This window comes from Microcoleus sp. N3A4 (assembly GCF_036701805.1).
Taxonomy (GTDB): Bacteria; Cyanobacteriota; Cyanobacteriia; order Cyanobacteriales; family Microcoleaceae; genus Microcoleus.
Genome location: NZ_JAUBRJ010000002.1, coordinates 91,442 through 113,901 on the forward strand (window position 1 = coordinate 91,442; position 22,460 = coordinate 113,901).

Here is a 22,460-nt window from a genome sequence, read left to right on the forward strand (position 1 = left end):
ATCAATTCTCAAAAAACAACAGCCATGAATAACTCCAACGAAAATATCAATACCCCCACAACCATTCAAATTCTCGACTATCAAATTCTCGAAACAGTTTATTCAGGAAGTCGCACCTTAGTTTATCGAGCCATCCGTAACAAAGACCTATTACCTGTCATCATCAAACTCCTGAAAAATGACTATCCCACGTTTAGCGAACTGGTGCAGTTTCGCAATCAGTATACCATTGCTAAAAACCTTTGTCAACCTGGAATCATCCAAACTTATAGCCTGGAACCCTATCAAAATGGCTATGCGTTAGTGATGGAAGACTTTGGGGGAATTTCTCTTCACGAATGGGCCGTTAAAAGGGAAAAAGCACTCGGTTTGAGGGATTTTTTAGTCATAGCGATCGCCCTCTGCAATATCTTAGATATATTGTATCGCGAGCGGATTATTCACAAAGACATCAAACCCAGCAATATTTTGATCGATCCCGAAACAAAACAAATTAAATTAATTGACTTTAGCCTTGCTTCCTTGTTACCGCGAGAAACGCAAACATTAATCAATCCCAATGTGTTAGAAGGAACGCTCGCTTATATCTCCCCCGAACAAACCGGGAGAATGAACCGGGGAATTGATTATCGCACAGACTTTTATTCTTTGGGTGTAACTTTCTTTGAATTACTCACAGGAAAATTGCCATTTTCCACAAATGAGGCAATGGAATTAGTCCATTGTCATCTTGCTAAAACAGCATATTTTGTACATGAAATCAACCCTATTATTCCATCAGTGCTATCAAAAATAGTCCAGAAATTGATGGCAAAAAATGCTGAAGATAGATATCAGAGTGCATTAGGATTGAAATTTGATTTAGAAACTTGTTTGCAGCAGCTAAGAGCAACTGGTGAGATTGAAGACTTTGAAATTGCCAAGCGCGATCTGTGCGATCGCTTCATTATCCCCGACAAACTCTACGGACGGGAAAACGATGTTCAGTCTTTGCTGAAAGCCTTCGAGCGTGTTGCTAGCGGCAGTTCTGAACTGATCCTGGTAGCTGGTTTATCTGGTATTGGCAAGACTGCGGTAGTGAATGAAGTCCACAAACCCATCACCCGACAGCGCGGCTATTTCATCAAAGGCAAGTATGACCAGTTCAATCGCAACATTCCGTTTTCAGCCTTTGTCCAAGCTTTTCGCAGCTTGATGGGACAAATACTGAGCGCATCCGATGTAGAACTAGCTAACTGGAAGGAGCAAATTCTGGCTGCTGTTGGTGAAAATGGACAAGTTTTGATTGAAGTCATTCCCGAACTAGAACAGATCGTTGGTTCCCAACCTCCGGTAATTGAGCTAGTTGGTAGTGCATCTCAGAATCGGTTTAATCTGCTGTTTGGCAAATTTATTCAGGTATTCATGAAGGAAGAACATCCCTTAGTGATTTTCCTCGATGATTTACAGTGGGCTGATTCCGCTTCTTTGAACCTGTTGAAATTGTTGATGAGCGAGTCGGAAGCAGGCTATCTACTCGTACTCGGAGCTTATCGGGATAATGAAGTTTTTCCAGCCCATCCCCTGATGCTAACCCTCAATGAGATTAGACAACGAGGTGTCAATCTCAATACTCTAACGTTGGCTCCTTTGCATGAATCAGATATTACCTGTTTAGTTGCCGATACATTGCAGTGTTCCAATGATATCGCTGCGCCACTTTCGCAGTTCGTCTACCAAAAAACTCAGGGAAACCCATTTTTCACTATTCAGTTTTTATACGGACTGCATGATGAAGAATGTATTATTTTCCATCATTTCTCTGGTCAGTGGCAGTGTAACTTAACCCTGGTGAAACAATTAGCTTTAACGGATGATGTTGTGGAATTTACCATCCGACGATTGCGGAGGCTGCCAGAAGCAACACAGGAAGTATTAAAGTTAGCGGCGTGCATTGGTAATCGATTTGATTTAGAAACATTAGCAATAGTCTGTGAAGCTACTCAAGATAGTGTGGCCGTAGAGTTATGGCGATCGCTTCAAGATGGGTTAGTCATTCCAGAAAACTCAACATACAAGTTTTTCTACGGCAATGAACGCGATCTAGAAGATGTAGAAGCGGTTAATAACGTCACCGTTAGTTATCTTTTTCTCCACGATCGCATCCAGCAAGCCGCTTACTCTCTCATTCCTGAAGGTTTAAAACAAGCAACTCACTTCAAAATTGGCAAACTTCTGCTGGCTGAGGGTTCGCCAGAGGAACAAGGTAACAAAATTTTTGCGATCGTCAATCACTTAAATGAGGGTTTTGAGCTGCATCAAAGCCAGGAAGAACGTTTAGAACTTTTACGGCTAAACTGTATTGCAGGGACAAGGGCTAAAGAGTCTACTGCCTATGGAGTTGCTGCGAACTACTTTACAGTAGCTAAACGCTTGTTACCTCCAGATAGTTGGCAGCAAGACTACGAAAAGTCCCTAGAAGTTAATTGCAATCTCGCAGAAGTTAAGTATTTGTCCGGGGATTTTCAATCTTCTCTAGCCATTGTTGAAACAATCTCTAACTTTGCTAGACGACAACTTGAAAGAGCCGAAGCCTTTAACCTAGCGATTATGATGTTCACCTTGCAGGGTCAGTACCTGCAAGCACTTCGGTACGGACAAAAGGCATTGTCTTGCTTGAATTTTGATTTATCAGAAATAGACTTACCAGAGCAACTTGAATCTTACCAACGTGAGATTCAATTGAAATTAGCGAATCGCAAGCCAGAGCAGCTAGTCGATCAGCCAGAGGCTACCGATCCAGAAAAACGCCTGATTATCAAAATCCTGAATAATTTAATCGTACCCGTTTATGTTCTACAGAAGGGAGAGCTATACTTTATCGTTGCTTTATCAATGGTTTCAGTATCGCTCAACTTTGGCGCGATCGGTGAATCAGGAAACGGATTTTCAGCCTATGGAATGTATCTGGGATTTTATCATGGCGACTATCAATTGGGCTATGAATTTGGAGTCTTGGCAGAGAGTTTAGCCAGACGATTTAGGCAAGCAGATAATCTCTGCAAAGCTTGCTATATGCTAGGGAATAATCTCCTTTCCTGGGTGCGTCCGTTGCGTTGCTCAGGGCCAATCTTTGATGAAGGATTAGTTGCTGGACTACAGTCCGGGGAGATGGTTTTCTCAGGCAATATTTTAATGTACAAGCTGCTCAATCCATTTTATGCAGGAGAAAGCCTATTAGAAGTTCAGCAAAATCTTCCTGAATATTTAAGGTTTTCCGCCAAGAAACTTAACTATCAACTGGCTGTGGATGTCATTACTGGATTAAACATTTGGCTTGCTGAACTTACAGCTAGTCCTGCAAAGAATCTCCCGACTGAGCAGCAGCATCTTGAGGTATGTAGGATAAACAACAGCGATTATGCAATTTGCCATTATTTGCTCCTCAAAACTAAAGTTCTATGTTTTTATGGGCGCTATGCAGAGGCAGTGGAATCAGCACAGGGAGCTGAAAACCTCATTGGTACAATTATTGGCAAATATCAGGTGGCAGCTATCAATTTCTATCAATCTATTGCGCTCGCTGAATACTGTCGGAGTCACGGTCTAGGTTTAGACAATAGTTACATCCAAAAAGTTAAATCAAACCAAGCCCAACTCAGTATATGGGCTGCTAGTTGCCCTGAAAACTTTGCTCATAAGTACGATCTAGTTAATGCTATTTTAAGCATTTTATCGGGACAGAAAGCAGAAGCAATTGAACTGTTCGATCGCGCGATCGCTCTTGCCAAAGCCAACGAATATCTCCAAGAAGAAGCACTGGCTAACGAACTGGCGGCAAAGTTTTACCTAGATTGGGGCAAACAGCGTATAGCTGGAGAATACACGATCAACGCCTACTATGCCTATGCTCTCTGGGGTGCAAAAGCCAAGGTTGCCGATTTAGAAAAACGCTATCCGCAATTACTTGCCCCCATATTACAGCAAACCTATTCTCCTCTTTCTACTAGCGAAACTATTTTCGACTGGGGGAATGTCACATTCACCAATTCTGCCACTTCTAGCAGCAGTATCTCAGATACCCTAGATTTAAAAGCCGTTCTCAAAGCTTCCCAAACTCTCTCAGGCGAAATCGAACTCGAAAAACTTATGTCATCGTTGCTGGAAATCGTCATCGAAAATGCGGGGGCTGATAAATGCGTGTTTATGCTGTTGCGAGACGATCGCCTGTTAATCAAAGGGTCAATTACCACAGGTTCAAAGCCAGTTGTTTTGCTGTATCTTCCGATTGAAGATAGCCAGGACATTCCCCACAAACTGATTTACAAAGTCAAGCACAGCAAGCAAACTGCTGTCCTGCTTGATGCGATCGCCGATCCGACTTTAGCCAACGATCCGTATATTATTCGTCAGCAGCCTCAGAGTATTTTGTGCAGCCCCATTTTACATCAAGGTAAGTTGATGGGCATTTTATATCTAGAGAATAATTTAGCAAAAGGGGCGTTTACGAGCGATCGCGTGGAACTCCTGAATTTACTCTGTGCTCAAGCCGCAATTTCTCTGGAAAATGCCCAACTTTATGAACAGTCACAAACCTATTCCCAACAGCTAGAGCGATCGCTCGAAAACTTGAGTGCGAGTAACTCTCGCTTCCATAACTTGGTAGACAATGTGCCTGGGGTAGTTTATCAATATCGCATGAGTGCCGATGGGGTTATATCGTTAAGCTACATCAGTGCCGATTGTTATAGCTTGCTCGAAATTACCCCAGAGCAAGCTATGTCCAACTGGCAGTTTTTCACCAATCTGGTGCATCCAGATGACATCGCAAGTTTTCTACAGTCCCAAACTCACACCATTCAAACCGAATCTTCCTGGCACTGGGAAGGGCGAATTATTACCTCATCAGGAATTATCAAGTGGATTCATGGGGAATCTCAAATCCAAAGATTTGCCGATGGTTCAGTAGTTTGGGATGGATTATTCTTGGATATTAGCGATCGCAAACAAGCCGAACTGGCCTTACAACAATCTCAATTACAAATCATCCAAAGTGAGAAAATGTCTGCATTGGGTAATTTAGTAGCTGGCGTAGCTCACGAAATGAATAATCCTTTAGGTTTTATTGCTGCTAGTCTCGAACAAACTAAGCCCTCTGTTGCGGAGCTTACCGAACACCTCAAACTATATCAAGAAACTTTCCCAAACAAGAGTGAAGAAATTCTTGACCATGCCGAATCAATTGACTTGGAATATACGTTGGAAGACTTACCAACAATGCTTGATTCCATGACGATGGCGTGCCACAGACTCAAAAATATCAGCACCAGTTTACGCACCTTCTCCCGTGCCGATCGCGACTACAAAGTGCCATTTAATATTCACGAAGGCATCGACAGCACTCTTTTAATTCTCAAACATCGCCTGAAAGCTAACGAGCAACGTCCGGCGATTGAAGTGATTGCTAATTATGGAAAATTGCCGCAAATAGAGTGTTTTCCGGGACAACTCAATCAGGTATTTATGAATATCCTGGCCAATGCTATTGATGCTTTAGATGAATCAAATATCGGTCGCAGCTTTGCAGAAATTAAGGCAAATCCCAACTGCATTACAATTCAAACCTCCTTAGCAGAACGCCAGGTGAAAATTAGTATTGCTGATAATGGCAAGGGGATGAGTGAATCAGTCCAACAAAAGATTTTTGACCATTTATTTACTACGAAAACTGTCGGAAAAGGCACGGGATTGGGACTGGCGATCGCGCGTCAAATTGTAGTGGAAAAACACTCTGGTATTTTAGAAGTAAATTCAGCGTTAGGTCAAGGTGCAGAGTTTGTGATTACAATTCCCGTGAACACAATAGAATCAAGATAGTTAGTGATGCGGGAATGGATGAGATTATCCTGTGGTTAATCGGCAGAACTCGTGCTGGAAAGGTTGAGATTAGCAACAATACAGACCTCAAGCCAATCAAGTTAAAGACATTAGTATCAATTGGGGAGGTTTCCCGATCTAGTTGATAAACTATAAGTTGTAGTTAACTAAATTTTTTTGAGGACTGGAAAATGGATGTCATCACTCACCTACCTGGGTATCGAATCACAGAACAAATCTATGCAGGCTCTCGCACTCTCGTCTATCGAGGTGTTCGAGAGAGCGATACCAAAGACAGCAGGGTCTTGCGCCTACCCACCAACGTCGTCATCAAACTACTGCGAAACGAATACCCCAATTTCAACGAACTCGTCGGGTTTCGCAATCAGTACACCATTGCCAAAAATCTTAACTTCCCCAGTATTGTTAAACCTCTGACTCTAGAAGTCTACCACAATAGCTATGCCTTAGTCATGGAGGACTTTGGCGGAGTATCCCTATCTAATTATCTCAAGATAGCAACTGATAAAAACCAACCTGCTAAATCTTTATCTTTAACAGAATTTCTCAAGCTGGCCCTGCAACTGACAGATATTCTCCACTATCTTTACCAAAACCGAGTCATTCACAAAGACATCAAACCCGCTAATATTCTCATTAATCCCGACACTAAACAAATTAAACTAATTGATTTCAGTATCGCCTCACTCTTACCACGAGAAACTCAAGAAATTCAGAATCCCCACATCCTTGAAGGGACATTAGCTTATCTCTCTCCCGAACAAACCGGACGAATGAATCGCGGCATTGACTATCGCAGTGACTTTTATGCCCTCGGTGTCACTTTTTATGAATTATTGACAGGACATTTACCATTTATCTCTGATGACCCGATGGAACTGGTGCATTGTCATCTCGCCAAACAGTCAATACCGATACATCAAATTAATCCAAAAATTCCCATAGTTTTATCGCATATTGTCAGTAAATTGATGGCAAAAAATGCTGAAAACCGCTATCAAAGCGCATTAGGATTAAAACATGATTTAGAAAATTGTTTAGCTCAATTAGAAAAAACTGGTAACATTGAGGTCTTTGATTTAGGACAGGAAGATATTACAGACAGGTTCCTGATACCAGAAAAACTGTACGGTAGAGAAAAAGAAGTCGATCGTCTATTAGCTGCCTTTGAACGAGTAGCTAACCCCCCTAAATCCCCCCTTGGTAAGGGGGGACTAAGGGGGGTAGAAATGATGCTAGTAGCAGGTTTTTCTGGAATTGGCAAAACCGCAGTCGTGAATGAGGTTCACAAGCCAATTGTCAAACAACGGGGCTATTTCATCAAAGGCAAATACGACCAGTTCCAGCGCAATATTCCCTTCAGCGCATTTGTGCAAGCATTCCGGGATTTAATGGGGCAATTAATATCAGAATCAGATGCTCAGTTACAAATATGGAAAAGCAAGATTTTGATAGCAGTTGGCGACAACGGACAAGTCTTGATTGATGTAATTCCTGAGTTAGAACGCATTATTGGTCAACAACAAATAGCACCAGAACTATCGGGAAGTGCCGCTCAAAATCGCTTCAATCTGCTGATGCAGAAATTTGTGCAAGTATTTACGCAAGCCGAACATCCTTTAGTAATGTTTTTAGATGATTTGCAGTGGGCAGATTCGGCATCCTTGAAATTGTTGCAACTGTTGATGGAAGATACGGGACATTTATTGGTTTTAGGTGCTTATCGGGATAATGAAGTGTCTCCTACTCATCCATTTATTTTGACGGTGGATGAGATTATTAAATCTGGGGCAACGGTGAATACAATTACCTTGGCTCCTTTGCAAAAAGATGACATTAATCAATTGATTTCAGATACTCTTAGTTGCGAACCAGAGATTGCCCAACCTCTGAAAAAACTGGTGTATCAAAAAACTCAAGGTAATCCCTTTTTTGCTACGCAATTCCTGAAGGCTTTACATGACGATGGGCTGATTACTTTTGACCCCCCTGTGTCCTCCACCCCTCTTTCATCTCCCCTTACCAAGGCGGGACAGACGGGGGTACAAGGGGGGTGGCAGTGCGATATTGCTCAAGTGAAAGCCTTAGCAATTACTGATGATGTGGTAGAGTTTATGGCACTGCAATTGCAGAAAATGCCGTTTCCTACTCAGGAAATGCTTAAATTAGCCGCTTGTATTGGGTCGCAGTTTGATTTAGCTACTTTGGCAATTGTCAGTGAAAAGTCGGCAGAAGTTGCTGCTACTGCTTTATGGAAATCTTTGCAAGAAGGCTTGATTATTCCGACTACGGAAGCTTATAAGTTCTTTACTCAATCTGATAATGAGTCGGTTTCTAGTGCAGCGGCTAATCCAACTTATCGGTTTTTGCACGATCGCGTCCAGCAAGCTGCTTATTCTCTGATTCCGAACGAGCGCAAGCAAGCAACACATCTACAGATCGGTCAACTACTTTTAAGAAATACTGTTTTGGCAGAGCGTGAGGAAATCTTATTCGAGATTGCCAATCAACTAAATCGCGGTCGCTACTTATTAAACGATCCAGAAGAACAGGAAAGATTGAGCCAATTAAACTTATTGGCAGGACGAAAAGCTAAAACTTCTACGGCATATACTGTTGCCTGTGAGTATATAACTACTGGCATGGAATTATTGAGAGAAGATTGTTGGAATATTCAATATGAATTATGCTTTGCGCTCCACAAAGAACGGGTTGAAGTTGAATATTTGAATGGCAATATTGAAGCATCACAAATATGGATAGATCGCACTCTCGAACGGACAATAACTGCCCTAGAAAAGGCAGAAATTTACAACTTGGCAATTATTCAATATACCCTACGAGCTGAGTATCCAGAAGCTATTGCTGCGGGGATTAAAGCTTTATCATTGTTTGGTATTGATATTACCGATGAGGATTTTGAGGCGGTACGCGATCGCGAAATTGCGACTGCTCAAGCCATCTTAGAAAGCCGAGGGATTGCTTCTCTCAGTGATTTACCCATGATGACCGATCCTGAGAAAAAAATGGCTGCAAAGTTAGCTATTGCTATGGGCCCGCCCACCTATCGATCGCATCAGCGTCTGTGGTCAGTCATTTGTGCCAAGGCTGTTAATTTGTGTTTGCAGTATGGTAATACACCTGAAATAGGCTATATTTACCCAGCCTACGGTGGCTTACGCGGTTATGCTTTAAATAACTATCAAAATACAGGTGAGTTAATCGATTTAACGCTGCAATTAATGCCCAAGTTTAATAATAGTTCGGCTGAAAGTGTAGCCTATTTAATGATTGGTAGTTCTCTCCGTCATTGGTCTCACCCTCTTAAGGTAGCCAGCCAAGATTACCAAAATTCCTATCAAATTGGTTGGGAATCAAGCAATTTACAATATGCTGCTTATGCTTTTGGACACAATATGTACTGTCGTTTTTACCAGGGAGTAGAACTGAAGCAATTAGAGGCAGAAATTAATCAATCGCTGGCTTTTAGTCAACAGCAAAAAAATCAATGGTCTATCGATCTACTAACTGGTGGTCAAATGCTTGTAGCCAAGTTGAGAGGAACAAAAACTTGGTCGGAAACTATAGAATATGAGTATCTCGAACGCTGCCGAAAACACAAAAACTGGCAAGTTATCTGTATTTATACTATTCTTAAAAGCCAAATCCTCTACCTCTGCGATTGCCCAGAGTCAGCTTTAGAATCTGCAGAGAAAGCTGAATCTGAGATTGTTAATGTTGCTCCCCAAGGATTACTTCCCTATGCCAGACATCGCTTTATCTATGCTCTATTGTTATGCCAAAGTTACGAGCGAATACCACAGGCAAAACAATCCGATCTGTGGCAAAAGTTGATAGAGTATAAACAGCAATTAGCTGTTTGGGCGCAAAACTGCTCGGAGAATTTTAGCGCTGCCTCCGAGCTAATTTCAGCAGAAATGGCGCGTATTTCTGGAGATAAATTATCGGCAATTGAACTGTACGATCGCGCGATAGCAGCCGCCAGTCAAAACGCCTTGATACAAGAAGAAGCTCTCGCCAACGAACTAGCAGCTAAATTTTACTGGGAATGGAACAAAGAAAAAGTCGCTCAAGCCTACATGATTGAGGCCTATTACTGTTATGCCCGATGGGGAGCCCAAGCCAAAGTTGCTGATTTAGAACAACGTTATCCTCAACTGCTCGATCCTCTCCTTCAGCCACCCCGATCATCTACCTCTTTCAAGGAAACTCTTACCCGGGAAACGATGGCTTATAACCGCTCTTCTAGCACAGCCTCGGAAGTTCTAGATTTGGCAACTCTGCTCAAGGCATCTCAAGCGATTTCAGGGGAAATTGAACTCGATCGACTCTTGACTACTCTGTTACAAATAGTGATGACAAATGCTGGGGCAAGTAAGTGTGTCTTACTGCTACAGCAAGATATTGAGTTACAGGTAGCAGCCTTTGTGGAAGAGGGAAAAAAACCTGAGCTATTACCACCCATGCCGCTAGAATCAAGTCAGAATGTGGCGATCGCTTTGGTGAATACTGTTAAGCGGAGTTTGAAGCCTCTGGTACTGGTTGATGCTAGGTTATATACTGAGTTTTCTGGAGATAGTTACATTGAAAAACACCAACCTAAAAGTGTGCTTTGCAGTCCAATTCTCAATCAAGGTAAGTTGATTGGGATTTTATATTTGGAAAATAATCTGACCATTGGAGCGTTTACAAGCGATCGCGTCGAACTGCTCAATCTGCTCTGCTCCCAAGCAGCAATTTCCCTAGAAAATGCCCGCCTCTATCAACAGTCACAACAAGCTTTGACAGAACTCCGTGCCAGCGAAGCCCGCTTCCATAAGATGGCTGACAATATTCCAGGGATGGTCTTTCAATTCCAGTTGGCTGCTGATGGTGCTAAATCAATGCCCTACGCAAGTTCTGGTTGCATCGATCTGTATGAAGCTGAGCCAGAAATGGTGATGGCAGGAATCATTAATGTCTTCGATGCAGTTTATGCCGGCGATCTTGCTGATCTTGAACAAGCAATTACCAAATCTGCCCAAACCCTGACCCCATTTAATCATGAATGGCGCAGTGTCACCCCGTCCGGCACGATAAAATGGGTGCAAGCAATATCTCAACCAGAACGACGAGGCGATGGCTCAACTTTATGGGATGGTGTTGTCTTTGATGTGAGCGATCGTAAACGCAGCGAAGCTGAATATAAAGCTACGGAAACTGCCCTACAAATTTCCGAGCAGAACCTCCGCACTATCTTCAACAATGTCAGTAGTGCCATCATTATTCACGATCTGCATGGCAAGGTGCTGGATGTTAATAACCGAGTGCTAGAAATGTTTGGTGTGGAGCGAGAGCAAGCGCTGCAATGCTCGATCTTGGATGACTATTCTACACCGGATAATCCGTTCCATCTGGTAGAAGACTGGTGGAGAAGGGTATTAGCTGGGGAAACAATTCAATTTGAGTGGAATGTCAGAAAAATTGATTCTAATACAGTCTTTGAGGTCGATATCACCCTCAACCGCATCATCCTCGATGGCAAAGCAGTGATTCTTGGTAATATGCTGGATATTAGCGATCGCAAACGCGCCGAAGCTGAACGTCAACAAAAGTCAGAAGCTCTAGAAAAGACTTTACGAGAACTCCAACAAGCTCAAATCCAACTGATCCAAGGTGAAAAAATGTCAGCCTTGGGCAACTTAGTTGCTGGCGTTGCTCACGAAATCAACAACCCTGTCAGCTTCCTGACTGGGAATATTACCCCAGCCTTAGATTACATTAACGATTTGTTTGGATTGCTCGATCTAGTGCAACAAAAATATCCTCAACTAGAGCCAGAGATTCAAGAAGAAATCGAAACCATTGAGCTTGACTACATCCGGGAAGACTTACCCAAGTTAATTGAATCGATGCAAGAAGGCGTGAAGCGGATTCAAGACATTAGTATTAGTCTGCGGACCTTCTCGCGTGCTGATAGCGATCGCCCCGTGGCCTGCAATATTCACGAGGGCATTGATAGTACAATTATGATCCTCAAACATCGCCTGAAAGCCAACGACACTCGCCCGGAAATCCAAGTTATTAAGGACTATGGCGCTCTCCCAAAAATCGAGTGCTATGCCGGACAATTAAATCAGGTATTTATGAATATTTTGGGAAATGCGATCGATGCTTTGGATGAGTTCAATATTGGACGTAGTTATGCAGAAATCAAAGCCAATCCCAATCAAATTATTGTCAAAACGGAGTTATCTACCGACCCAAAACAGTTAGTAATTCGGATTAAAGACAATGGTATTGGCATGAGTGAAGCAGTGCGAAATCGAGTTTTTGATAATTTATTTACTACTAAGAGTGTAGGGAAAGGCACTGGTTTGGGATTAGCGATCGCGCGTCAAATTGTAGTAGAAAAACATCGCGGACAAATTAAAGTTGATTCTGTCCCTAGCGAGGGTACTGTGTTTTCGATCGCTATCCCTGTCATCTAAGGGAATAGAATAGAATATTTAAACACATTTGAAACACTACAAAATTAACGCTCATTATTGCAAAACATCAGGCTCGCTCACCTTATTTCGGTAAATCTCCAAGTACACCATTCTCAGGGTCTAACATGAATCCACATAAAACCATACCTTTAAGACTTGTGCTAGTAGTTCCGTTTGTATTGCAAGTCTTTGCCGCCGTCGGACTGACTGGCTATCTGTCCCTGCGAAATGGACAGATAGCCGTCAATGAGGTTTCCACCCAGTTGCGTCAAGAGATGAGCGATCGCATTAACCTCCAAGTTCTCAACTACTTAGAAAAACCTTATGTTGCTGGACAAACTATCATCGCGGCTGCTCAAGAGGAGCAAATTGATTTAACCGATGTCACCAAACTGGAACGGACTTTTTGGCAGTTAGTCAGCAAAAATACGGTCGAAGTTATGCAAATTGTTCTGGCTGACGGTACGAGTATACAAGTAGAGAATAGACAAAATAAAGGCATTATGGCTTTGGTTGGGAACAAAGCGGATCTACCTCAGCGCAAAATCTACCAACTTGATGAAAAAGGTGAACGGGCTCTGCTGATAGAAACTCAAGCAAATTTTGACCCCCGCTCTCGCCCCTGGTATAAAAATGCCCAGGAAGCTGGAAGACCAATCTGGACAAATCCTTATTTGGGCATCGCTGTAAAAGTCGCTTCAATTGCTTTAACCCAACCCATCTATGACAAAAATGGCGTGTTCTTAGGCGTTCAAAATAGCATCCTTCGGATTGAGAAAATTCATCATTTCCTCAGCACGCTAAAAGTAGGTCAGATCGGACAAACCTTTATCATCGATCGATCGGGCAACCTGATTGCCAGTTCCAAGATTGAAAGCCCTTACATTATTGATGCTAAAAAAAATACGTTGGAACAAATTCCCGCTATCAAGTCGGAAAGTCCGGTAATTAGTGCCACAGCCAAAGCAATCCTCGATCGCTTTGGTAATTTCAATGATATTGAGCAGAGTCAGCAACTTGAGTTTATGCTGGCGGAGCAGCGGCAATTGGTGCAAGTTTCCACTATTCGAGATAAACGAGGCATTGATTGGCTCAGTGTCATTGTAGTACCAGAATCAGATTTCATGGCACAAATTGATGCCAACACCCGCACTACTATCCTGCTTTGTTTGGGGGCATTAGTTGTGGCAACTATCTTGGGTATATTTACTTCGCGCTGGATTGCTCGACCGATTCTAAAATTACAGCAAGCAAGTGAGGCGATCGCCTCTGGTACTCTTGACCAAACAGTTGAAGTCAAAGGCATTGATGAATTAGAAGCACTGGCGGGTTCCTTTAACCAAATGGCAGGACAATTGCGAACTTCCTTTACAGAACTAGAAACTCGTGTAAAAGAACGCACTGCCGAACTCACTATTGCCAAAGAAGCTGCCGATAATGCCAACCAAGCCAAGAGCGATTTTCTCGCCAATATGAGCCACGAACTCCGCACACCTTTGAACGGGATTCTCGGCTATGCCCAAATTCTCGAACGTGCCAAAACCCTCCCCGAAAAAGAACGTCATGGTGTAAATATCATCCACCAATGCGGCTCTCATCTACTAACATTAATCAACGATATTTTAGACCTTTCTAAAATCGAAGCCCGCAAACTAGAACTGACCCCCAAAGCCATTCACTTACCATCTTTCCTGCAAGGAGTAGTAGAAATCTGTCGAGTGCGTTCAGACCAAAAAGGTATCCACTTCATTTATCAACCAGATACCAATTTACCCACAGGGATTATAACTGACGAAAAACGACTCCGCCAAGTGCTACTCAATCTGTTAGGAAATGCGATTAAATTCACCGATAAAGGCAGCGTCACCCTTAAAGTAGAAGTGAGAGAATCAAATGCAACGATGCCATTGCCTCAGCTTAAATTTCAAGCGATCGATACAGGAGTTGGCATCGCATCTGACCAAGTAAAAAAACTATTCCAAGCATTTGAACAAGTAGGCGATCGCAAACGCCAGGCGGAAGGCACAGGCTTAGGTTTAGCCATCAGTCAAAGAATTGTGGAATTGATGGGCGGAAAAATTCAAGTTGAAAGCCATCTGGGAATAGGCAGTAACTTCTACTTTGAAGTAGCACTGCCAATTGCCACCGATTGGGCACAAAAAAGTTCACTCAAAGACGGGCGCACAATTATCGGCTATGAAGGACCGCCACGTCACATATTGATCGTAGATGACCGTTGGGAAAATCGGTCAGTTTTGGCGAACCTGCTAGAGCCTCTAGGGTTCACATTTACTGAAGCAGAGAATGGTAAAGAAGGCTTAGAAAAAGCTCTAGAAAAACTGCCAGATTTAGTTATAACTGACTTAGCGATGCCAGTAATGGAGGGCTTTGAAATGCTCAAAAAGTTACGAAATTCGGAGGATATCAAGCATTTACGGGTGATAGTATCTTCGGCATCGGTGGCAGAAATAGACCAGCAGAAAAGCTTAGATATGGGTGGAGATGACTTTCTGACCAAACCCGTTGATGCAGAGGAGTTGTTGACTTTGCTTGCCAAACATTTACAACTCATCTGGAAATATGATGTAACTGAGTTAACAACAAGCAATAATGAAGTGTCCACGAAAGAACTAATTCCCCCATCGGCGGCGGACTTGGAAATTTTACTAGAACTGGCACAGGATGGCTTGCTCAGAGAACTGGCAGAAACCGCCGATAAAATTGGGCAAAAGGATGAGCGCTATCAGCCCTTTATTCAGCAAGTAATACAGTTAGCTAAGCAATTCCAAACTGAGAAGATCGAGGAATTAATTCAACAACATCTCACTAATAATAGTTAAAATTTGGATGGCGACTATGACAACAGGTTTAACAGGCTTAATTTTAATTGTTGATGATACTCCCAGCAATCTGGATGTCATCTCGGAAGCGTTGAGTAATGCGGGGTATAAGGTGGCGATCGCCACCAGTGGCGAACGCGCCCTGCAACAAGTTGAGCGGCGAGCTCCCGATCTGATTTTACTGGATGTAATGATGCCGGGAATTGATGGGTTTGAAACCTGCCAACGCCTTAAAGCTAATGCCAAAACTTGTGATATTCCGATTATCTTTATGACTGCTCTGGCTGATGTAGACAACAAAGTTAAAGGGCTTAAACTTGGTGCAGTAGACTACGTTACCAAGCCCTTTCAAGAACAAGAAGTCTTAGCGCGGGTGAAAACTCATTTACAGTTGCGTCTTTTGACTCAAAATTTAGAACAGCAAGTGGCGCAAAAAACTGCTGAATTACAAGCAGCTCAGCTCCAAATCATTCAACGCGAAAAATTGTCGGCTCTGGGCAATTTGGTGGCTGGGGTTGCCCACGAAATTAATAACCCAGTTGGCTTTATTTCTAGCAATATTCAGCCCGCGTTAGACTACATCAAGGATTTGTTTGGATTGCTGGATTTAGTTCAGCAAGAATCTGCTAATTTCAGTGCGGCAATTCAAGAGGAAATTGAAGCGATCGACCTCGACTACATCCGTGAAGACTTACCTAAGTTAGTTGGCTCGATGCAAGAAGGAGTAAACCGGATTAAAGACATTAGCATCAGCTTGCGGACATTTTCTCGTGCTGATAGCGATCGCCCCGTGGCCTGCAATATTCACGAGGGCATTGATAGTACAATTATGATCCTCAAACATCGTCTGAAAGCCAACGACACTCGCCCCGAAATCGAAGTTATTAAGGACTATGGCGATTTCCCAAAAATTGAGTGCTATGCTGGACAATTAAATCAGGTATTTATGAATATTTTGGGGAATGCGGTCGATGCTTTGGATGAGTTAAATATTGGACGGAGTTATGCAGAGATTAAAGCCAATCCCAATCAAATTCTCGTCAAGACAGAATTATCTAGCGATAGACAACAGGTAGTAATTCGCATTAAAGACAATGGTATTGGCATGAGTGAAGCGGTGCGGGAGCAAGTTTTTGATAATTTATTTACTACTAAGAGTGTAGGGAAAGGCACTGGTTTGGGATTGGCGATCGCCCAACAAATTATCGTTGAAAAACATAGCGGTTCCCTAAACGTTAACTCGACACCAGGCCAAGGAACTGAGTTTATCATTACCTTACCAACTAAATCCGAACAAAAAAGTTAATTATCCCTAGCATTCAGACTAATTTAAGCGAGAGTTCACTCATTAATTTTCAAACAACAATAGCCATGAATAACTATTCCCACAATAGCATACCTCACACAAATGTTCAAATTCCCAACTATCAAATTGTCGAAACAATTTATTCAGGAAGTCGCACCTTAGTATATCGGGCAGTCCGTAACAACAATCGATTACCTGTCGTCATCAAACTGCTCAAAAATGACTATCCTACCTTTAGCGAACTGGTGCAGTTTCGCAATCAATACACCATTGCTAAAAACCTCAACTCACCTTTGATCGTCCAAACCTATAGCCTGGAACCCTATCACAATGGTTATGCGTTAGTCATGGAAGACTTTGGGGGAATTTCTCTTCAGGAATGGGGAGTGAAAAGGAAAAATATACCCTCTTTGAGAGACTTTTTAGAAATGGCGATCGCACTGTGCAATACCTTAGATATATTGTATCGCGAGCGCATCATTCACAAAGACATTAAACCCAGCAATATCTTAATTAATCCCGAAACCAAACAAGTCAAATTAATTGACTTTAGTATTGCGTCTCTACTCCCACGAGAAACCCAAACACTAATCAATCCCAATGTATTAGAAGGGACACTTGCTTATATTTCCCCAGAACAAACCGGCAGAATGAATCGGGGAATTGACTATCGGACTGACTTTTATTCTTTAGGTGTCACCTTCTACGAATTACTCACAGGAAAGTTACCTTTTCAATCAAATGACCCGATGGAGTTAATACATTGTCATATTGCCAAAGCATCATCCTTAGTACATGAAATCAATTATAAAATTCCCTATGTACTATCAGAAATTGTCATAAAATTGATGGCAAAAAATGCTGAAGATAGATATCAGAGTGCGTTGGGACTGAAAGTTGATTTAGAAAAATGTTTACATCAGCTACAAGAAACTGGTGAAATTCAGAGTTTTGAAATTGGACAACGGGATGTGTGCGATCGCTTTCTCATCCCCGACAAACTATATGGACGAGAAACCGAAGTATCAACTCTACTCCAAGCATTTGAAAGAGTCAGTCTGGGTGCAGCAGAAATGATGCTCGTAGCTGGGTTTTCAGGAATTGGAAAAACCGCAGTTGTCAATGAAGTTCATAAACCAATTGTGCGTCAGCGCGGTTATTTCATTAAAGGGAAATACGACCAGTTTCAGCGCAATATTCCCTTCAGTGCCTTTGTCCAAGCCTTCCGGGATTTAATGGAGCAATTGTTAACAGAAAGTGATGCAAAAATCCAACAATGGAAAAGCAAAATATTATCAGCAGTTGGAGAAAATGGACAGGTAATTATTGAAGTCATCCCCGAACTAGAAAGAATCATCGGTCAGCAAACACCCGCCGTCGAATTATCAGGAACAGCGGCCCAAAATCGATTTAATTTATTGTTTCAAAAATTTACCCAAGTTTTTACCAGTGCTGAACATCCCTTAGTAATGTTCTTAGATGATTTGCAATGGGCAGATTCAGCATCGCTGAAGTTAATGCAGTTATTAATGGCTGATACAAGTCATCTTTTGTTAATTGGTGCATACCGCGATAACGAAGTCAACCCAGCACATCTATTAATGTTGACTTTGAGTGAGATTCAAAAAACAGAAGCAACGATTAATACGATTACTTTAGCACCACTGAACCAAGTCACAGTGAATCAATTAGTTGCTGACACACTTAAATGTACAGAAGATTTTGCCTTGCCTCTTTCTCAATTAGTATTTCAGAAAACCAAAGGAAATCCATTTTTTGCTACACAGTTTCTCAAAGCATTATATCAAGAGCAACTGATTCAATTCACCCCCCCAACCCTCCCTTACCCTTACCAAGGGAGGGGTACGGGGGGATGGCAGTGTGATATTGCACGAGTAAATCAGCTTGCTGTTACAGATGATGTCGTTGCTTTTATGGCATTGCAATTAGGTAAAATGCCTCCCTCAACTCAACAGAGATTGCAGTTAGCTGCTTGTATTGGGAATCAGTTTGATTTAGCAACTTTGGCAATAGTTTCAGAACAGTCAGAGGTAGAAACGGCTGCTGATTTGTGGAAAGCATTACAATTCGGGTTGATTTTACCGCTCGGCGATGTTTATAAGTTTTATGTTGGGCAAGAAAGTCTTGCACGTACACCCGATAATCAAGAGACTGTTACCTACAAATTTTTACATGACCGAGTACAACAAGCAGCTTATTCCCTGATTCCCGACAAACAGAAAACAGCAACTCATCTAAAAATTGGACAATTACTTCAACAAAATTTCTCCGTGCTTGAGCTTGAGGAAAAACTGTTCGATCTGGTCGGGCATTTGAATTTAGGAATTGAGTTAATTACTCAACCGCAAAAACGAGAAGCCTTAGCTCAACTTAACTTAAAAGCAGGTACTAAAGCCAGAAATTCTACAGCATACACTGCGGCAAGAGTCTATCTGCAAACAGGGATTGAGTTACTGACAGCTAACTGTTGGCAAAGTCAGTATAAATTGACCCTGAAGCTTTATGTTGCTGCTACCGAAGCCGCTTATTTGAATGCCGATCTTGACAGCATGGAACAGATGGCTGCACTGGTGTTAGAAGAAGCTAAAACAATTTTAGACAAAGTTAAAATTTACGAAATTCAAATCATGGCACTGACAGCCCAGAGCCAAATGTTAGAAGCGATCGCAGTGAGCAGAGATGCCTTGGGGCAATTGGGGGTTGAATTCCCGACTGCACCTGATGAAGCCAAAATTAGCCAAGTGCTGCAGACTCTTGCAGGCCAACTAAGCAATAGACGGATTGAAGAACTAATCGATCTACCTGTAATGAGCGATCGCCAGACTCAGGCTGCCATGCAAATGTTAGGAATGTTATTTGCACCTGTTATCCAGGCAATGCCAGAATTAGTGCCCATACTGAGCGCGACGATGGTGAGTTTATCGCTCCAGTTTGGGAATTCGCCTGCATCAACAGTGGGGTATGTGATTCATGGTCTGGTACTGTGTGGTTTTTTGGGAGAAGTAGAAACAGGCCATAGCTTTGGACGATTGGCACTGAACTTAATTGACCGATTTAATGTGCGGGAATTCAAGAGCAAGGTTCTACTTCTATTTGGGTCTTTTATCCAACATCGTCAGGAAGCTGTGAGGGCAACGATGCTGACGGGTAAAGATGGCTATACGGCTGGTATAGAAACTGGCGATTTTTTCAATGCTGGCTATAGCATCGGCACTTACTTAAATGCCAACCTTTTTGGTGGTGTAGAACTGGATACTTGGGAACCTGAGATCGCAGTTTACAGGGGCGTTCTGGCAGAGGTGAAGCAATATTCTGCCAAGACTTATTTGGATATGAAACAGCAGGCGATGCAGAACTTGAGGGAAACTCGTATTCTGTCAGATTGCTTAATTGGTGATGCCTACGATGAAAGGGTGATGATTCCTAAGCACCATCAGGACAACGATCTTTGTGCGATCGCTCTTGCTTACTTCTACAAATTTCTCCTTGCCTACTGTTTTGGCAATTACACGGCTGCCCTAGAACATAGCGCTCAAGTTAAACAGCATTTAATGGCAATATCAGGCTTGATGCTGATTCCCATTTTCCATTTCTATACAGCTCTGACGCATTTGGCACTTTTCCCCACGCAGTCAGAAATTGAGCAAGCCGAATGTCTCGCCTTGGTGGAAACCCATCAAACTATTTTGCAACAGTGGGCGCAGAATGCTCCCATGAATCATCAGCATAAATGGTATTTAGTTGAGGCCCAAAAGTATCGGGTTTTAGGCAATAAAGCCGAAGCAATTGAATATTACGATCGCGCCATTTCAGGAGCCAAAGCCAACGAATACATCCAAGAAGAAGCACTAGCCAATGAACTAGCCGCCAAATTTTACCTCGACTGGGGTAAAGTACGCATTGCCCAGGAATACATGACGAACGCCTACTACGGCTATGTTCGTTGGGGCGCTAAAGCCAAAGTCGCCGACTTGGAAAAACGCTATCCCGAACTTCTCGCCCCTATCCTCCAGCAAACCCGTTCTCCCCTCTCCACTCACGAAACTATCTTCTCATTGGGGAGTAGCTCCACCAGTTCTCCCAGTTCCAGCAATAGCAGCGTCTCTGCTACTTTAGATTTAGCTGCTATTCTCGAAGTTTCTCAAACTATCTCAGGCGAAATCGAACTGTCCAAACTGCTTTCATCGTTGCTTTCTATTGTTATCGAAAATGCGGGAGCAGATAAGTGTGTGTTAATGCTCTTGCGAGACTCGCGCCTGCTGATCGAAGGGTCAATTACTCTGGGTTCGGAGCCACTCGTGTTGCAGCGCCTTCCCATTGAGGACAGCCAGGACATTCCCCTGAAGCTGATTTACAAAGTGAAGCATGACAGGCAAACTGTTGTGCTATTTGATGCGACGGCCGATCCGACTTTAGCCAATGACCCGTATATCATTCGTCAGCAGCCTTCTAGTATCTTGTGCAGCCCGATTTTGCATCAGGGCCAGTTGATGGGCATTTTATATCTAGAAAATACTTTAGTAACGGGGGCGTTCACGAGCGATCGCGTTCAACTCCTGAATTTACTATGCGCTCAAGCCGCAATTTCCCTAGAAAATTCCCGACTTTATGAGCAGTCACAAACCTATTCCCAACAGCTAAAACAGTCACTTAATGAGTTAAGTACGAGTAACTCTCGCTTCCATAACCTGGTAGACAATGTGCCTGGGGTAGTTTATCAATATCGCATGAGTGCCGATGGGGTTATATCGTTGAGCTACATTAGTACCGACTGTTACAGCTTGCTCGAAATTAACCCAGAGCAAGCCATGTCGAATTGGCAGTTTTTCGACAATATGGTGCATCCAGATGATGCCGTGAGTTATCAACAGTCCCAAACTCATGTCATTCAAACCATATCTCCCTGGCAATGGTCAGGACGAATTATTACACCCTCTGGAATTATCAAGTGGATTCATGGGGAATCTCGAATTGAACAACACGAGGATGGGTCTATGGTTTGGGATGGATTATTTTTGGATATCAGCGATCGCAAACGTGCAGAGCTTGCCCTACAAAATAATCAACTACAAATGATTCAAAGCGAGAAAATGTCGGCACTGGGTAACTTAGTTGCTGGTGTCGCTCACGAAATCAACAACCCGATCGGCTTTCTGAGTGGGAATATTACCCCAGCCTTAGATTACATTAATGATTTGTTTGGATTGCTCGATCTAGTGCAACAAAAATATCCCCAACTAGAGCCAGAGATTCAAGAGGAAATCGAAACCATTGAGCTTGACTACATCCGGGAAGACTTACCCAAGTTAATTGAATCGATGCAAGAAGGCGTGAAGCGAATTCAAGACATTAGTATTAGTCTGCGGACATTTTCTCGTGCTGATAGCGATCGCCCCGTGGCCTGCAATATTCACGAGGGCATTGATAGTACAATTATGATCCTCAAGCATCGCCTGAAAGCCAACGACACTCGCCCGGAAATCCAAGTTATTAAGGACTATGGCGCTCTCCCAAAAATCGAGTGCTATGCCGGACAATTAAATCAGGTATTTATGAATATTTTGGGGAATGCGGTCGATGCTTTGGATGAGTTAAATATTGGACGGAGTTATGCAGAGATTAAAGCCAATCCCAATCAAATTCTCGTCAAAACAGAATTATCTAGCGATAGACAAAAGGTGGTAATTCGGATTAAAGACAATGGTATTGGCATGAGTGAAGCGGTGCGGGAGCAAGTTTTTGATAATTTATTTACTACTAAGAGTGTAGGGAAAGGCACGGGTTTGGGATTGGCGATCGCTAAGTCTATCGTTGTCGAAAAACACGGCGGTTCAATTCACGTCAATTCAACACTAGGTCAAGGAACAGAATTTATTATCACCTTACCCACTAAAGCCGAACAAAACAGTTAATTTCCTGACAGCT

Annotated in this window: 5 protein-coding genes; all 5 read left to right on the forward strand. The window is 42.6% G+C overall.

Annotated elements, in window-relative coordinates; all coding sequences use genetic code 11:
* Positions 1–24 precede the first annotated feature (24 nt).
* Positions 25–5,856 carry an AAA family ATPase gene (locus tag QUA56_RS01695; protein ID WP_333352329.1) on the forward strand — a complete coding sequence of 1,944 codons (5,832 nt, stop codon included), beginning with the start codon at positions 25–27 and terminating at the stop codon, positions 5,854–5,856.
* Between the two features lie 191 nt (positions 5,857–6,047).
* Positions 6,048–12,368, forward strand: a complete 6,321-nt coding sequence (locus QUA56_RS01700; protein WP_333352332.1) for an AAA family ATPase — start codon at positions 6,048–6,050, stop codon at positions 12,366–12,368.
* 125 nt (positions 12,369–12,493) lie between these two features.
* Positions 12,494–15,208, forward strand: a complete 2,715-nt coding sequence (locus QUA56_RS01705) for an ATP-binding protein (protein ID WP_333352335.1) — start codon at positions 12,494–12,496, stop codon at positions 15,206–15,208.
* 16 nt (positions 15,209–15,224) lie between these two features.
* Positions 15,225–16,514, forward strand: a complete 1,290-nt coding sequence (locus QUA56_RS01710) for a response regulator (protein ID WP_333352339.1) — start codon at positions 15,225–15,227, stop codon at positions 16,512–16,514.
* A gap of 65 nt (positions 16,515–16,579) precedes the next feature.
* A complete protein-coding gene (locus tag QUA56_RS01715) occupies positions 16,580–22,447 on the forward strand; it encodes an AAA family ATPase (RefSeq protein WP_333352342.1) in 5,868 nt (1,955 codons plus the stop codon).
* Positions 22,448–22,460: the final 13 nt, after the last annotated feature.

Excerpts from the sequence above, each read along its gene's own strand:
- QUA56_RS01695 (WP_333352329.1), top strand. The coding sequence starts at position 25 with ATGAATAACTCCAACGAAAATATCAATACCCCCACAACCATTCAAATT.
- QUA56_RS01700 (WP_333352332.1), top strand. The coding sequence starts at position 6,048 with ATGGATGTCATCACTCACCTACCTGGGTATCGAATCACAGAACAAATC.
- QUA56_RS01705 (WP_333352335.1), top strand. The coding sequence starts at position 12,494 with ATGAATCCACATAAAACCATACCTTTAAGACTTGTGCTAGTAGTTCCG.
- QUA56_RS01710 (WP_333352339.1), top strand. The coding sequence starts at position 15,225 with ATGACAACAGGTTTAACAGGCTTAATTTTAATTGTTGATGATACTCCC.
- QUA56_RS01715 (WP_333352342.1), top strand. The coding sequence starts at position 16,580 with ATGAATAACTATTCCCACAATAGCATACCTCACACAAATGTTCAAATT.